Annotated in this window: 12 protein-coding genes and 2 tRNA genes; 3 read left to right on the forward strand and 11 right to left on the reverse strand. The window is 73.5% G+C overall.

The window, feature by feature from the left end; genetic code table 11:
• Positions 1-217: 217 nt before the first annotated feature.
• Positions 218-1,096: a DegV family protein gene (locus BM237_RS09365; protein WP_093849084.1), complete on the reverse strand. Its 879-nt coding sequence runs from the start codon at positions 1,094-1,096 to the stop codon at positions 218-220.
• 144 nt (positions 1,097-1,240) lie between these two features.
• Positions 1,241-2,020, reverse strand: a complete 780-nt coding sequence (locus BM237_RS09370) for a hypothetical protein (protein WP_245793512.1) — start codon at positions 2,018-2,020, stop codon at positions 1,241-1,243.
• 269 nt (positions 2,021-2,289) lie between these two features.
• Here BM237_RS09370 and BM237_RS09375 point away from each other — a divergent pair, with 269 nt between their 5' ends.
• On the forward strand, positions 2,290-3,726 hold the full coding sequence (locus BM237_RS09375) for an FAD-binding oxidoreductase (protein ID WP_093849085.1): 1,437 nt from the start codon (positions 2,290-2,292) through the stop codon (positions 3,724-3,726).
• A gap of 44 nt (positions 3,727-3,770) precedes the next feature.
• Complete coding sequence (locus BM237_RS09380; RefSeq protein WP_093849086.1) at positions 3,771-5,006, forward strand: (Fe-S)-binding protein; 1,236 nt, start codon at positions 3,771-3,773, stop codon at positions 5,004-5,006.
• Between the two features lie 70 nt (positions 5,007-5,076).
• Here BM237_RS09380 and leuS read toward each other — a convergent pair whose 3' ends face one another.
• Together leuS and BM237_RS09390 are read right to left on the reverse strand one after the other, a co-directional pair.
• Entirely contained in the window at positions 5,077-7,953 is a 2,877-nt protein-coding gene (gene leuS / locus BM237_RS09385) for a leucine--tRNA ligase (protein ID WP_093849087.1), read from the reverse strand.
• 297 nt (positions 7,954-8,250) lie between these two features.
• Positions 8,251-8,323 (reverse strand) — tRNA-Ala (locus BM237_RS09390).
• A 214-nt stretch (positions 8,324-8,537) separates the two neighbouring features.
• Between BM237_RS09390 and BM237_RS09395 the strand changes: the two genes are divergently transcribed.
• Entirely contained in the window at positions 8,538-9,959 is a 1,422-nt protein-coding gene (locus BM237_RS09395; protein WP_093849088.1) for a glycosyltransferase 87 family protein, read from the forward strand.
• On the opposite strand, the gene BM237_RS09400 is transcribed toward BM237_RS09395, so the two are convergent.
• The 7 genes from BM237_RS09400 to BM237_RS29225 form a co-directional block, all read right to left on the reverse strand.
• On the reverse strand, positions 9,928-10,161 hold the full coding sequence (locus BM237_RS09400) for a hypothetical protein (RefSeq protein WP_093849089.1): 234 nt from the start codon (positions 10,159-10,161) through the stop codon (positions 9,928-9,930). The genes BM237_RS09395 and BM237_RS09400 overlap by 32 nt on opposite strands.
• A 280-nt stretch (positions 10,162-10,441) precedes the next feature.
• Positions 10,442-10,514: transfer RNA gene (locus tag BM237_RS09405), tRNA-Ala, on the reverse strand.
• Between the two features lie 153 nt (positions 10,515-10,667).
• Positions 10,668-11,309: a histidine phosphatase family protein gene (locus BM237_RS09410; protein WP_245793513.1), complete on the reverse strand. Its 642-nt coding sequence runs from the start codon at positions 11,307-11,309 to the stop codon at positions 10,668-10,670.
• 8 nt (positions 11,310-11,317) lie between these two features.
• A complete protein-coding gene (gene rsfS / locus BM237_RS09415) occupies positions 11,318-11,743 on the reverse strand; it encodes a ribosome silencing factor (protein ID WP_093849091.1) in 426 nt (141 codons plus the stop codon).
• Between the two features lie 140 nt (positions 11,744-11,883).
• Positions 11,884-13,788, reverse strand: a complete 1,905-nt coding sequence (locus BM237_RS09420; RefSeq protein ID WP_093849092.1) for an LCP family protein — start codon at positions 13,786-13,788, stop codon at positions 11,884-11,886.
• Between the two features lie 13 nt (positions 13,789-13,801).
• Positions 13,802-14,431 carry a nicotinate-nucleotide adenylyltransferase gene (gene nadD, locus BM237_RS09425; RefSeq protein ID WP_093849093.1) on the reverse strand — a complete coding sequence of 210 codons (630 nt, stop codon included), beginning with the start codon at positions 14,429-14,431 and terminating at the stop codon, positions 13,802-13,804.
• A gap of 55 nt (positions 14,432-14,486) precedes the next feature.
• Positions 14,487-14,651, reverse strand: coding sequence for a hypothetical protein (locus BM237_RS29225; RefSeq protein WP_165869561.1), 165 nt, complete (start codon positions 14,649-14,651; stop codon positions 14,487-14,489).
• Between the last annotated feature and the right edge of the window lie 112 nt (positions 14,652-14,763).

The raw sequence follows: 14,763 nt of genomic DNA on the forward strand, positions 1-14,763 counted from the left end.
CCGCCGGATCTCCCGCCGGCGTCCGCGCCGCCCCGCGTACGGAACGGCCCCGCCGGGGCCCCGGTGACGCCCGGGACCTGCCGCCAGAGGACGCAGCGGCGGACGGGCCGATGGACGGGAGGCGGAGGTGCGCGGTCGGAGGCGTGGTGGGGTGCTCATGCCGCTCGACGGTAGGCGGGAGTGCCCGTCCCGTCCGGTCGCGGCTTTCCTCCGTGGACTACCGGCCGGTTGTGGACAAGTCCGTCACCTGTCGGAGTGACACCACGACGCCCAGCAGCCCCGGCCCCGTGTGTGCGCCGATGACCGCCCCCACCTCGCTGACGTGCAGTTCCCCGAGCCCGGGCAGCCGGGTGCGCAGCCGCTGTGCGAGCTGGTCGGCACGGTCCGAGGCCGACAGGTGGTGGACGGCGACGTCCACGTCGGCGCCGCCCGCCCGCTCCGCCACGATCTCCTCCAGTCGGGCGATGGCCCGGGAGGCGGTGCGGACCTTCTCCAGCATGCCGATACGGCCGTCCTCCAGCTCCAGCAGCGGTTTGACCGCCAGGGCCGAGCCCAGCAGGGCCCGGGCCGCACCGATGCGGCCGCCGCGCCGCAGGTACTCCAGGGTGTCCACGTAGAAGAACGCGGAGGTCCCCTCGGCCCGCTTCCGGGCCGCGGCGACCGTCTCGTCCAGCGTGCCGCCCGCCTCGGCGGTCTCGGCGGCGGCCAGGGCGCAGAAGCCCAGCGCCATCGCCACCATGCCGGTGTCCACCACCCGCACCGGTACGGGCGCCTCCCGGGCGGCGGTCACGGCCGCGTCGTAGGTGCCGGAGAGTTCGGCCGACAGGTGGAGGGAGACGATGCCCTCCACCCCCGGCTCCCGCGCGATGGAGCGGTACACCTCGGCGAACACCTGCGGGCCGGGGCGGGAGGTGGTGACGGACCGCCGTTTGCGCAGGGCCTCGGCCAGCGAGCGGGCGGAGAGCTCGGTGCCCTCCTCCAGCGCCCGGTCGCCCAGCACCACGGTCAGCGGCACCGAGGCGATGCGGTGGTGTTCCAGTGCCGCCTGCGGCAGGTAGGCCGTGGAATCGGTGACGATCGCGACATGGCGGGACATGGGGCGGAGATTACCGGGCCTTTCCTCGCCGCGGTGAAGCGAGCGGTACGCCGCGGTCCGCGGTACGGCGGCCCGCTGCCCGATGGTTCACTCAACGGCCTTTCGCGGTGGTGCGGTTCGGGTGGCGGGCGCACCGCGCGGGGTTCACGACGCGCTCTGGGGGCGGCCCTTGCCGAAGTCCGGCCCGAAGTCCGGCCCGAACTCCTTGGTGAAGTCGGTGCCGAAGTCCGCCGTGCGGCCCTGCGCATCACCCTTCGGGCCCTCGATGCCCGGCGCCTGCGGGGCCCGCACGCCGGGAGCCTCCGCGGCGCTCGGGTCCTGCCGCTCCTTTGGGCTCCGCGCGCCGGGCGTGGCGGTCCCGGGGGCGGCCTCGGAGGCGGAAGCCGTCCAGTGCCGCAGCGCACCCGCCTCGATCTCGATCTGATCGCTCAGCGCGGCCAGTCCGTCCTCGTCGTGCCGCCGGGCCCGGTCCTGTGCGGCGAAGCGCAGCGAGTCCGCGGAGGCACGGATGCGGTCGGCGCGCTCCCGCGCGTCCGGGAGCCGGGCGGCGATCCTGCCGCGATCCGGCTCGCGCTCCATCAGCAGTCGCAGCTCGCCGTCCAGCTGACGGGCGTGCTCGTCGAGCCGGTCGAGCAGGCCGGCCGCCTCGCTCAGCGAGGGGTCGTTCCGGGTCCCGGTCTCCAGTGCGCGGCGCGTGCTGTCCAGGGAACCGCGCAGTTCCAGCCGTACCCGGGCCAGTTCGCCCACCGGGCCGGGCTGGGCGCTGCGGGCCTTGAGCGTGGTCTCCTCGACGGTGCGGCGCACCTGCTGCCCCGTCCGCTCCACGCCGCGCCTGACCGCCCGCACGGTCTTCACCGTGGCGACCGCGCCGAGGACGACGAAGAGCACGAAGAGGAAGGCCAGCAGACCGATGACGAACTCCACAGCTCCGCTCCTTCGTCGGCCGGTGTGCCGCCGCCCTCCGGAGCCCGGAGGGGGCGGTCGTCCTCCCAGGGTAAACGCGCGGAGCCGGTCCCGGGTTCCGGCGGGCCCGGAGTGCTCCTCTCTTCCGTCCCGCAGGGGGCCCGGCGGTCTCCCGGCCGCCTCCCGGAGCGCGGCCCGGCCTCCCCTTCTCCGCCCGCCTTCTCGCCGCCGTCCGCCCGCTGGTCTACCGTCGGTCCACGCCCGTAGTCGGACTGGATGGTGGTGCGCCGATGCACACACACGCGCAGACGGGCCCGGCCGGACGCCGGGCCGGGGGGCTGCCCGGGGATCTGGCCGGTGACTTGGCCGGTGACCTGGCCGCCATCGTGGGGCGCGACCACGTCAGGACCGACGACGGTGCGCTGGCCGCCTACGCCCGCGACGCCACCCCCCTCTTCCACGCCCGGCCGCAGGCCGTGGTGCTGCCCGGCAGCACCGACGAGGTCGCCGCGGTCCTGCGGTACGCCACCGAGCGGGGCGTACCGGTCGTACCGCGCGGCGCGGGCTCCAACCTGTGCGCCGCCACCGTGCCCCTGCGCGGCGGCATCGTCATGGTGCTCACCCGGCTCGACCGAATTCTGGAGGTCAGCCCCGCCGAGCTGCTGGCCCGCGTCCAGCCCGGGGTGACCACCGCCGCGCTGGCGGACGCGGCGGCGCGCGAGGGCCTGCTGTACGCCCCCGACCCCGGCAGCCGCACCGTCTCCACCGTCGGCGGCAACGTGGCGACCTGCGCCGGCGGCCTGCGCGGCCTGAAGTACGGCGTCACCCGCAACCATGTGCTCGGCCTGGAGGCCGTCCTGCCCACCGGGGAGGTCATCCGCACCGGCGGCCGGCTGTGGAAGGACGTGGCCGGCTACGACCTCACCCGGCTGCTGACCGGTTCCGAGGGCACCCTCGCGGTGATCACCGAGGCCACCGTGGCCCTGCTGCCGGCTCCCGAGGAGACCGGCACCGGGGTCGCCTACTTCGACTCGCTCGCCGACGCCTCCCGGGCCGTCGCGGCCGTCATCGCCGACGGGATCGTCCCGGCCACGCTGGAGTTCCTCGACCGCAAGTGCGTCTCGGCCGTCGAGGAGTTCGCCGGGCTCGGCCTGCGGCGGGACGCCGGGGCGCTGCTGCTCTTCGGCGACGACGGCTCCAGGCGCACCGTGGCGGGCACCCTCGCCCGTATCGGGGAGGTGTGCGGGGCCTCCGGGGCCCTGGAGGTCACCCTCGCCGAGGACGTGGCCCGCTCCGACGCCCTGCTCGCCGCCCGCCGCTGCTCGCTTCCGGCGCTCTCCCGGCTGGGTTCGCTCACGATCCTGGAGGACGCCACCGTGCCCCGCCACCGGCTCGCCGAGATGGTGGACCGCATCGACGAGATCGCCGACCGCCACGGTCTGCGGATCGCCACCTTCGGGCACGCCGGGGACGGCAACCTCCACCCCACCTGCGTACTCGATCCCGACGACGGCGAGGGGGCCGACCGCGCCCACCGGGCGTTCGCCGAGATCTTCGCGGCCGCCATCGCCCTGGACGGCACCATCACCGGCGAGCACGGTGTGGGCGCCGCCAAACTGCCCTACCTGGCCGACCGGATCGGGGACGACCAGGTCGCCCTGCTGCGCCGTGTCAAGCAGGCCTTCGACCCGGCGGGCATCCTCAACCCGGGAAAGCTCGGATCCTGACTTCCTCCCCGCCCGACGGCGGGGGTGTCCACGGAGGACCCCCGATGACCGACTCCGCACCCCGTTCCGATCCCGCTTCCTCCTCCGAGCCCTCCGAGCCCGCCCCCTCCCCCGGGCCCGTTACCGGACGGGGCGAAGGGCTCGGCGTCTTCGACAAGGCGCTGCTCGACCGCTGCATCTCCTGCGGGTTCTGCCTGCCCGCCTGCCCCACCTACGCCCTCACCCGCCAGGAGCCCTCCTCCCCGCGCGGCCGTATCACCCTGATGCGGGCGCTGGAGTCCGGCGACCTCACCCCGGACGACCCCACCCTGGCCGAGGAGTCGTCGTTCTGCCTGGGCTGCCGGGCCTGTGAGCCGGTCTGCCCGGCGGGCGTGGAGTACGGGCAGCTGCTGGAGCAGTGGCGCGACCACCAGTGGCAGGGGCGCGGCCGACCCCTGATCGCCCGGCTGCTGATGGCCGCGGTGTCCCGGCCGTGGCTGCTGCGCCTCCAGGGGCTGGTGCGGCGCCACGCCCGGGAGCGCCGTCCGGCGAGCGGGGAGCGAAAGCGGGAGCGGCCGGTGTCGCTGATGCTGGGCTGCGCCGAGCGCGGGCTGTACCCGTCCGTCTCGCGCGCCGTGCGCGAGCTGCGGCCGGAGGTCGCCGTCCCCGCCGGGCAGGGCTGCTGCGGCGCGCTGCACGCCCACAACGGCGACTCCGCCGCCGGCGCCGGGATGGCCCGCGCGCTCGGCGAGCGGCTGCCGGGCACCGTCGTGACCACCTCCGGCGGCTGCGCCGCCCATCTCGCCCACCACCTGGGCCGCGACCGCGTCAGGGAGCTGAGCGAGTACCTGGAGGCCACCGGCCACCGGCCCTCGGGCCGGGTCACGGTCGGCGGGCGCCGGGCGCGGGTGGCGCTCCAGGACTCCTGCCACCTGCGCAACGGCCTGGGCGTGACCCGCCCGCCCCGCGAACTCGTCGCCGCGGTGGCCGAGTACGTCGAGCTGCCCGGCGCGGGCGACTGCTGCGGCGCCGCCGGCACGTACGCGATGCTGCGGCCGGAGGACAGCCGGGCCGTGCTGGCCCCGAAGCTGGAGGCGCTGCGGAAGCTGGACGTGGACTACGTCGTGGCGGTCAACCCCGGGTGTCTGCGCCAGCTGCGGCAGGGACTGCGCCGTACGCGCTCCCGTACGAAGGCCGTCCATCTGGCCGAACTTCTCGCCATGGCGGCGCGGTCGGAGCCGGGGGCGGGACCGGGAACCGAGCCCGGCCCGGGAACGGACGCCGGGCCGGCGGCGGGCTGAACGCACGCGGCGGCGGGGCCGCGGCCGGTGAGCCGCGGCCCCGCCGCCGCGTGACGCAGGTACCCCCGGGTCAGGCGGGGACGACGTTCACCAGCTTCGGCGCCCGCACGATCACCTTGCGGACGTCCGCCCCGCCCAGCGCGCCGACGATCGCCGGCTCGGCCAGTGCCCGGGCCTCCAGGTCGGCCTCGGAGATGTCCGGGGCGACCTCCAGACGGGCCTTGACCTTGCCCCGCACCTGCACGACGCAGGTCACGGTCTCGTCCACCACGTACCGGGGATCGGCCACGGGGAAGTCCTCGTGGACGACGCCGGTGTCGTGGCCCAGCCTGCGCCACAGCTCCTCGGCGATGTGCGGGGCCAGCGGCGCGATCAGCAGCACCAGGTGCTCGGCCACCTCGCGCGGCACCTCGCGCAGCCGGGTGACGTGGTTGTTCAGCTCGGTGATCTTCGCGATGGCGGTGTTGAAGCGCAGCCCCTCCATGTCCTGCCGCACCCCGTCGACCGCCTTGTGCAGTGCGCGCAGGGTCTCCTCGTCCGGCTCGGCGTCGACGACCGAGACCTCGCCCGTCGCCTCGTCGACGACGTTGCGCCACAGCCGCTGCAGCAGCCGGTACTGGCCGACGACCGCGCGGGTGTCCCACGGGCGGGAGACGTCCAGCGGGCCCATGGCCATCTCGTACAGCCGCAGGGTGTCCGCGCCGTACTCGGCACAGATCTCGTCCGGAGTGACGGCGTTCTTCAGGGACTTGCCCATCTTGCCCAGCGTCCGGCCGACCTTCTCGCCGTTGTACCAGTAGGCGCCGTCGCGCTCGGTGACCTCGGCGGCGGGCACCGCGATGCCGCGGGAGTCGCGGTAGACGTAGGCCTGGATCATGCCCTGGTTGAACAGCTTGTGGAACGGCTCGGCCGAGGAGACGTGCCCCAGGTCGTACAGCACCTTGGACCAGAAGCGGGCGTACAGCAGGTGCAGCACGGCGTGTTCGGCGCCGCCGACGTACAGGTCCACGCCGCCGGTGGGCATCCCCTCGCGCGGGCCCATCCAGTAACGCTCGATCTCCGGGTCGACCAGCTTCTCGCTGTTGTGCGGGTCCAGGTAACGCAGCTCGTACCAGCAGGAACCGGCCCAGTTGGGCATGGTGTTGGTCTCGCGGCGGAACCTGCGCGGGCCGCGCCCGTCGCCCAGGTCCAGCGTGACGTTCACCCAGTCCTCGTTCCGCGACAGCGGGGTCTCGGGCTCGGTGTCGGCGTCGTCGGGGTCGAAGGTGCGCGGGGAGTAGTCCTCGACCTCGGGCAGTTGCAGCGGCAGCATCGACTCGGGCAGCGCGTGTGCCACGCCGTCCTCGTCGTAGACGATCGGGAACGGCTCGCCCCAGTAGCGCTGGCGGCTGAACAGCCAGTCGCGCAGGCGGTAGTTGACGGTGCCCTCGCCGATGCCGCGCTCGGTCAGCCACTCGGTCGTCCGGGCCTTGGCCTCGGCCACGCCCAGACCGTCCAGCGACACCTCCACACCGGTGGAGTTGATGATCGCCGCGTCGTAGGAGGAGAAGGCGTCGTCCCAGGTGGCCGGGTCGGTGCCGCGGCCGTCGGTCGGCTCGACCACGCAGCGCATGGGCAGTTCGAAGGCGCGGGCGAAGGCGAAGTCACGGCTGTCGTGCGCGGGGACGGCCATGATCGCCCCGGTGCCGTAGCCCATCAGCACGTAGTCGGCGATGAAGACCGGGATCCGCTCGCCGCCGGCCGGGTTGACGGCGTATGCGCCGGTGAAGACACCGGTCTTCTCCTTCGCCTCGGCCTGCCGCTCGACGTCCGACTTGGCGGCCGCCCGCTTGCGGTACTCCGAGACCGCCTCGGACGGCGTGGAGTGGCCGCCCGTCCACACCTCGTGGGTGCCCTCGGGCCAGGCGTCGGGGACGATCCGGTCCACCAGTTCGTGCTCGGGTGCCAGCACCATGTACGTGGCCCCGAACAGCGTGTCCTGACGGGTGGTGAAGACGGTGATGCGCTCGCCGTCGGCGCCCTCGACCGGGAACTCGATGCGGGCGCCCTCGCTGCGGCCGATCCAGTTGCGCTGCTGCAGCTTGATCGCCTCGGGCCAGTCCAGCGCGTCCAGGTCGCGCAGCAGCCGCTCGGCGTAGGCGGTGATGCGCATGTTCCACTGGCGCAGCTTGGCCTTGAAGACGGGGTAGTTGCCGCGCTCGGAGCGGCCCTCGGCGGTGACCTCCTCGTTGGCCAGGACGGTGCCCAGACCGGGGCACCAGTTGACCGGCGCGTCGGAGGCGTACGCCAGGCGGTACCCGCCCAGTACGTCGGCCCGCTCGGCCTCGCTCAGCTCACTCCAGGCCCGGCCGTCCGGCGTGGGACGGGCACCGGTCTCGAACTGCCCGGCCAGTTCGGAGATCGGCCGGGCCCGGCCGGCCTCCTCGTCGTACCAGGAGTTGAAGATCTGCAGGAAGATCCACTGGGTCCACTTGTAGTAGTCCGGGTCGATCGTGGCGAAGGACCGGCGCTGGTCGTGGCCCAGGCCCAGCCGCCGCAGCTGGGCCTTCATGTTCTTGATGTTGGCCTCGGTGGACACCCGCGGGTGGGTGCCGGTCTGCACGGCGTACTGCTCGGCGGGCAGGCCGAAGGCGTCGAAGCCCAGGGTGTGCAGCACGTTGTGGCCGGTCATGCGCAGATAGCGCGCGGTGACGTCCGTGGCGATGTAGCCCAGCGGATGCCCGACGTGCAGGCCCGCGCCCGAGGGGTAGGGGAACATGTCCATGACGAAGCGCTTGGGGAGAGCGGCGGTCTCCGGGTCACCGGCCAGATCCCCGGTGGGGTTGGGGGCCTCGTACACGCCGCGCTCGTCCCAGAAGTCCTGCCAGCGCGCCTCGATCTCCGCGGCCAGCGCGGCCGTGTAGCGATGGGGGGCCGCGGTCTCCGCGGCGGCGGTGGTCTCGCTCATCGTCCTCTAAGCTCCATCGGTCGTCGTCTGCCCGCGGGAGGGCTCACGGCCCGTAAACGAAAAGGCCCCTCGCACAGGAGGGGACGCCGCGCTGGTTCCGACCTCACCGGAACCGGGACCGGAGGGTCGGCGCTGGTTCAGCGCGGCCCGCTAAGCAGAAGGCGTACGGCACGCATGCCGTCAGGGTACCGCAAGGCCTTCCCCGCTCCGGCGACCGTCCGGAGCGGGGACAGAGCCCGGACAGAGCCCGGACGGACGAGAGCGGGCCGCCCTTTTGGACGGCCCGCTCTCCCGGTGTGGAGCTAAGGAGAATTGAACTCCTGACCTCTTGCATGCCATGCAAGCGCTCTACCAACTGAGCTATAGCCCCTTGTTCCCTCCGTCGCGGTCCCCCGCGGCGGCGATGCCTACTGTACACGTCCGGAAGCGCTCTTCGCCAAATCCCATAACGGCCAGGTCACGACCGTCCGGGTACTGTCGTACTCCCACGCCCGTACGCAGTCTGCCGCCGCGTCCGGGCAACCGGCCGCGCCCGCCCGCACGTCCACGCATACGACCGCCACAGCCAGGAGCCGGAGCCGCCCGTGAGTACGCTGCAGTTGACCGCCGACCGCCGGTTCCCCGCGGCGCGGGCGTATCTGCTGAAGCGCTCCACACGGCTCGCCGCCGTGTTCTGCCTGCTCTCCTTCACCGCCTTCCTGGCGGCGCAGAGCGCGGCGAACGTCTCCATGATCGACCTGATGGTCTACCGGACCGAGGGCTGGACGGCCCGCACCGGCGGCGACCTGTACGCGATGCGTGCCACGCACGCCGAACTGCCCATGACCTACCCGCCGTTCGCCGCGCTGCTGTTCATACCCCTGACCCTGGTCGACGTGCCGACGATGCGGCTGCTGGCGACCGGGGCGAACCTCGCCCTGCTGGTCGCCCTGGTCCATCTGTCGCTGCGGCTGACCGGACGTCCGCTGAACCTTCCCCGCCCGGCCGCCGCCCTGGCGCTGTCGGCGGTCGCCGTCTGGTGCGAGCCGGTGTGGACGACGCTGCGGTACGGCCAGGTCAACCTGCTGCTGGCGGTGCTGGTGCTGTGGGACCTGTCCCGGCGCTCCGGCCACCGCTGGGCCGGCGTCGGCATCGGGGTGGCCGCCGGGATCAAGCTGACCCCCGCGCTGTTCGCGGTCTTCCTGGCCCTGTGCGGGCTGACCCTGGCCTGGCGGCGAAGGCGGCTCTCCGGCGGCCCGGTGCGGCTGTGGAACGACTGGCTGCGCCGGGCCGCCGTCGCCTCGGGCGCGTTCGCCGGGACGGTCGCGCTGGCGGCGCTGGTGCTGCCGCGGGACTCCCGGAACTTCTGGACCGGGGCCCTCTTCTCCCCCGAGCGCGTCGGCCGGGTCGAGGACACCGCCAACCAGTCGCTGCGCGGCGTCCTGGCGCGGCTGCTGCACACGGCCGAACCCGGCGCCGGCTGGACGGTGCTCGCCGTCGCGGCGGCCGTGGCGGGGCTCGCCGTCGCGGTGGCCGCCGTGCTCGCCGGCCCGCGCCGGCTGCCCTCCGCGCACGCCTGGGCCGCCGTCTGCGTCGCCTGCACCGCGCTGCTGGTCAGCCCCGTCTCCTGGTCGCACCACTGGGTGTGGTGCGTGCCCGCCGTGCTGCTGCTGGGCTCGGAGGCGCTGCGCCGCGGCAGTGCGCCGTGGTGGACGGGTACGGCACTGGCGACGCTGCTGTTCTGCTCCTACGCGCTGTGGTGGGTGCCGCACGGCTCCTCCGTGGAGCGGTTCGAACTGCGGCAGAGCGGTGCGCAGACGGTGCTGTCCGCGGTCTATCCGGCGGCCGGCGCGGTGCTGCTCGCCCTCGCCGCCGTCCTGGCGGTACGCGCGCTGCGGCGGCCCGCGCCGTACCCGGGGCCGGCGGGATCCTCCGGCGCCCTCCCCGCGCCCAGGGCCCGTGCGGCCTCACGAGCCCGTGCGCGGCGGGCGACGGTCAGGCCGCCACGAAGGAGTAGAAGCGCTTGAGAGTGCAGTGCTCCTCAAGGAGCCGGCCGTAGATCGGCTCGCCCTCCAGCTCGCGGTAGGTCTCGATCGGGTCGCCCTTGATGATCAGCGCCCGCGCGCACTCGACACACCAGTACTGGTACGCCGTGTTGACCGGCTCCATGTCGCGGACGATCGGGGTCCCGCTGCCGCACCAGTCGCACTTCCTGCTGTGTGCACCCATGTCCGTCAGTCAACTCCAGCCGTGACCGCAGGCGTGCGCACGTGGGGAACCCCTCCGCTGTCTCTGCCGTCCTCGATGTCTCCGAACGCCCCGGCGGGCTCCCGCTGCGCGCAGCGGCCCGTCCGGCGTTCCGATTCTGCCATGCTCCGTCCGCGGGCAGGAGGGCGCGAACGCGTGCGACGAGGTTCCGCTTCCCCCCTCACCGCACCGCTCCGGGGCGCCTCCGCCGGAAAAGCGAAGATCCCGCCCCCGGTGGGGGACGGGATCTCTCTCACTCGTGTGGAGCTAAGGAGAATCGAACTCCTGACCTCTTGCATGCCATGCAAGCGCTCTACCAACTGAGCTATAGCCCCAAGGCTCCGGCTCCGCCGCTTCCACCGCGGTGCCGTGAACGGGAAGAAGCTTAACCGGTGGCCTGCCCGAATGCGAAATCCGCCGCCGGTCCACCCCGGACCGGCCCTCGGACCGGCCCCCGGGGAGCCTTTCGGGCCGGCCTCAGGAGCGTGTCAGACGTCGTCGCCGAGGACCGGCTGGGGAAGCGTTCCGGCGTTGTGCTCCAGCAGCCGCCAGCCGCGCGCCCCCTCGCCAAGGACCGACCAGCAGCAGTTGGTCAGCCCGCCCAGCGATTCCCACGAGCCCGGTTCCAGGCCCAGCAGACGGCCGATGGTGGTGCGGATCGTGCCGCCGTGGCTGACCACGACCAGAACCCCGCCGTCGGGCAGCTTGTCGGCGTTGCGCTCGACCACCGGCGCCGCGCGGTCGGCCACCTCGGTCTCCAGCTCGCCGCCGCCGCGCCGCACGGGCTCGCCGCGCTTCCAGGCGGCGTACTCCTCGCCGTGGCGCTCGACGATCTCCTCGTGCGTCAGCCCCTGCCACACGCCCGCGTACGTCTCGCGCAGGCTCTCGTAGCGGGTGACCTCCAGGCCGGTGACCGCGGCCAGCTCGGCGGCGGTGTCCACGGCCCTCTTCAGATCGGAGGCGATGATCGCGTCCGGCCTGAGCGCCGCGAGCAGCCGCGCGGCACGGCGGGCCTGCTCCAGGCCCGCCTCGGTCAGCTCGATGTCCGTGGTGCCCTGGAAGCGTCGTTCGAGGTTCCACGCGGTCTGCCCGTGCCGCCACAGCACGATGCGGCGGCCGCGTCCCGCCACGCGTCCGTTCAGCTCAGCTCACCGCCCTCGTCCGCGGCGGCCTCGCCCTCGCCCTTGCCCCGGGTGGCCTTGGCGTCCTCGGGCAGGTCGATCTCCGGGCAGTCCTTCCACAGGCGCTCCAGCGCGTAGAAGACCCGCTCCTCGCTGTGCTGGACGTGCACGACGATGTCGACGAAGTCCAGCAGGACCCAGCGGCCGTCGCGCTCGCCCTCGCGGCGCACCGGCTTGACGCCCTTCTCCTTCTGCAGCCGTTCCTCGATCTCGTCGACGATCGACTTGACCTGGCGGTCGTTGGGCGCGGAGGCCAGCAGGAAGGCGTCGGTGATGGAGAGCACATCACTGACGTCGTACGCGACGACGTCGTGGGCGAGCTTGTCGGCGGCAGCCTGGGCTGCTGCGTTGATCAGCTCGATGGAGCGGTCCGTGGCGGTCACAGGCAACGCTTTCGGTCGGTGGTCTACAACCCCTCCAGGGTCTCACGACCCGCCGCGGACCGGCTCCGTCGGGCCCGGCGGGGCTCCCCCCCGCCGGACCACCGGGCTCCCCCGCCGGTCCGCCGCGCCCGCCCGCGGTCTCACGACCCCCCGGGCTCGTAGTCCCGGCCGAGCACCACCGTGATGTCGGCGTTCGCCGCGCCCTTGCCCTCGGTCACGGCCTTCCCGGACAGACCGAGCGTTCTGGCGACCTCCTCGGCCCTGGCTCTGTCCTCGGCGTCGGAGTAGGTCACGCGGGTGGTGGCCGACGCGGAGTCCGCGCTGCCGCCGCCGACCACCGTGTAGCCGCCGTTGACCAGCGCCACCCTGGCGTTGTTCGCCGCCTTCTCGTCACCGGTGGCGTCCTTCAGGCTCACCCGCGGCGTGGCGTCGGGGTCGGTGTTCTTCACCGTGCCGCCGAGCACGTCCTTCACCAGGCCCTCGCTGGTGGCGTCGCTGAGCGTGCCGTCCGCCTCCACCGGCAGCAGTTCGGTGCCGTAGGCGCCCTTCCCGGCGTATCCGGCCAGCGAGGCGAGGCTGGCTCCGAGCTGTCCGTCGGTCAGTGAGGGGTCGAGGATCTGGGTCAGCGCCCGGACCGTGCCGGTGGCGGTCTTCGGATCGTCGGACATCTTCTCCAGCGTGGCCCGCAGGACCTGCCCGAACCGGGCCAGCTGCCGCGTCTGCGGTTCGCCCTCGGCCCGGTGCGTGGCGTAGGCGACGGCGGCCCTTCCGTCCAGGTCGCGCCCCTTGCCCCGCCGCACCGGCGGATCGTCCCCCTCCTTCGCGCCGGGCACGGTGGCGTCGGCGTCCAGGGAGATGCCGCCGACCAGATCGACCCAGTTCTCCAGGTAGGGGGTGTCCAGCCGCCAGGTTCCCCTGATGTCGGTACCCAGCAGCAGGCCCAGCGCGTCGCGGGTGGCCGCCGCGCCCTCGGCCTCGAAGGACTTGCCCAGCGTCGTCCCCTCCCCCGCGCCGCCGGAGGCGACGACCAGGGAGTTGGGCAGCAGGACGGTGGTGCCCCTGCCCGCGGTCTCGTTGTTGACCAGCAGCGCGGTGGACATCTCCCCGTCGTCGATGTCGCGCAGGTGGACGACGATCACCTTGCGCTTCTGGGCGCCCGAGGCCGCCTCGCCGGCCCCGCCGTCCCCCGAGGTGCCGGGCAGCATGCCCGCCCACCACAGCCAGCCGACGCCGCCGGTCAGCACCACGGCGAGCGCGACGACCAGGGCCACCGTGCGGTTGCGGCCCCGGCGTTTGGCCTCCTCGCGCCGCTCGGTGCGGCTCTCGGAGAACTTCAGCCAGTCGATGACGTCCTCGGACTCCTCGTCCGGCTCCTCGACGAAGGAGAACTCCTCGGTGCGGTACTCGTCGGCATCCGCGCCGGCAGGGGCGGTGGTGCCGCGGCCCGCGCCGGGCCCGGATTCCGGCGCGTCGCCGGCCCCGGCCGGTCCGGTGGGCTCGGCCGGTCCGGTGGGCCGTTCCTCGTACCAGGGCTCCTGGGCCTGCTGCGGGATCCACGTCTGTGCCACCGGCTCCTGGCGCCCGGTGGCGGAGGTGTCCCAGTCGCCGTACCGGCCGTCCTGCCCGTCGTACCCGCCGCCGTGGGGGCCGGGAGCGTAGGGGTCCTGGGTGTAGGGGCCCTGGGCGTAGGGGTCCTGGGCGTAGGGGTCCTGGGCGTATCCGGTCCGGGCTCCCCCGGCATGGGGATCGGTGGCGTGGGGATCGGCGGTGTAGGAGCCGGGGGCGTACGTGCCCGGGTCGTAGGACCCCGTGCCGTACGCGCCGGTGCCGTACTGGTCGTACGCGGGCCGCTGCCCCGTCTGATGGCCCTGTCCGTACGCGGAGCCGTACGAGGGGTCGTACGAGGGGTCGTACGAGGCGTCCCCGTGCGGCGTCCCGGGGCCCCGCTCGTCGTAGACCGGCCGCCCGTACTCGTCGTAACCGTAGACGTGGCCGCTCGCCTGCGACGGGTCCCCCGGCCCGTACGGGTCCTGTCGGTCGTTCACGACTGCCGCCCCTCTAGCCCTTCGGCGCCCGGCCGTCCCGGTACAGCCTGCGTTTGTTGATGTAGCGCACCACACCGTCCGGCACCAGATACCAGACGGGGTCCCCCTGCGCCACACGTGCGCGGCAGTCCGTCGAGGAGATGGCCAGCGCCGGGACCTCGATCAGGGACACCCCGCCGGCCGGCAGGCCCGGGTCGGCGAGGGCGTGCCCCGGGCGGGTGACCCCGATGAAGTGGGCGAGTGAGAACAGTTCGTCGACGTCGCGCCAGGTCAGGATCTGGGCCAGCGCGTCGGCGCCGGTGATGAAGAACAGGTCGGCGTCGGCGTGCAGCGCCCTGAGGTCCCGCAGGGTGTCGATGGTGTACGTCCGTCCGCCGCGGTCGATGTCGATGCGGCTGACCGAGAACTGCGGGTTGGAGGCCGTGGCGATGACCGTCATCAGGTAGCGGTCCTCGGCCGGCGACACAGCCCTGTGGCTCTTCTGCCACGGCTGCCCGGTCGGCACGAAGACCACCTCGTCCAGGCGGAACCTGGCCGCCACCTCGCTCGCCGCGACCAGGTGCCCGTGGTGGATGGGGTCGAACGTACCGCCCATCACGCCCAGCCGCCGTTTGCCGGCGCCGGACACTATGTGCTCTCCCATGCGTGCCGACCTTAGCCGTCCGGCGCCGATCGCGCCGCCGCCCGGTCCCGGTGCCTCAGCGGTCCCGGTTGAAGCGGGTGGTGATCCACAGCAGCAGGAGCAGCACCGCCAGAGCGCCCAGACCGGTGGCGAACGGGTTGGCGGACGCGCCGCCGTGCTCGCCGTTCTCGGCACCGGAGGCCAGGAGGGTCAGGGTGTGCACGGTGTCGGGGAGGGTCATCGTCGGCAGACCTATCGGGTAGGGGCGGAAACTTGAGCCACATCGTAAGCGGGGCGGGGTGCTGTGGCGTGGGGCACCCACCACCTAGGGTGGGGTCCGACACGGGGGACGG

Origin of the sequence: Streptomyces mangrovi, from assembly GCF_900114215.1 — a bacterium.
Taxonomy (GTDB): Bacteria; Actinomycetota; Actinomycetes; order Streptomycetales; family Streptomycetaceae; genus Streptomyces; species Streptomyces barkulensis.

What these genes read in the sequence shown, in the direction of transcription:
- BM237_RS29225 (WP_165869561.1), bottom strand. Translation starts at nt 14,651, where the DNA reads ATGACCCTCCCCGACACCGTGCACACCCTGACCCTCCTGGCCTCCGGT.
- leuS (WP_093849087.1), bottom strand. Translation starts at nt 7,953, where the DNA reads ATGAGCGAGACCACCGCCGCCGCGGAGACCGCGGCCCCCCATCGCTAC.
- BM237_RS09365 (WP_093849084.1), bottom strand. Translation starts at nt 1,096, where the DNA reads ATGTCCCGCCATGTCGCGATCGTCACCGATTCCACGGCCTACCTGCCG.
- BM237_RS09400 (WP_093849089.1), bottom strand. Translation starts at nt 10,161, where the DNA reads ATGGGTGCACACAGCAGGAAGTGCGACTGGTGCGGCAGCGGGACCCCG.
- BM237_RS09375 (WP_093849085.1), top strand. Translation starts at nt 2,290, where the DNA reads ATGCACACACACGCGCAGACGGGCCCGGCCGGACGCCGGGCCGGGGGG.
- nadD (WP_093849093.1), bottom strand. Translation starts at nt 14,431, where the DNA reads ATGGGAGAGCACATAGTGTCCGGCGCCGGCAAACGGCGGCTGGGCGTG.
- BM237_RS09380 (WP_093849086.1), top strand. Translation starts at nt 3,771, where the DNA reads ATGACCGACTCCGCACCCCGTTCCGATCCCGCTTCCTCCTCCGAGCCC.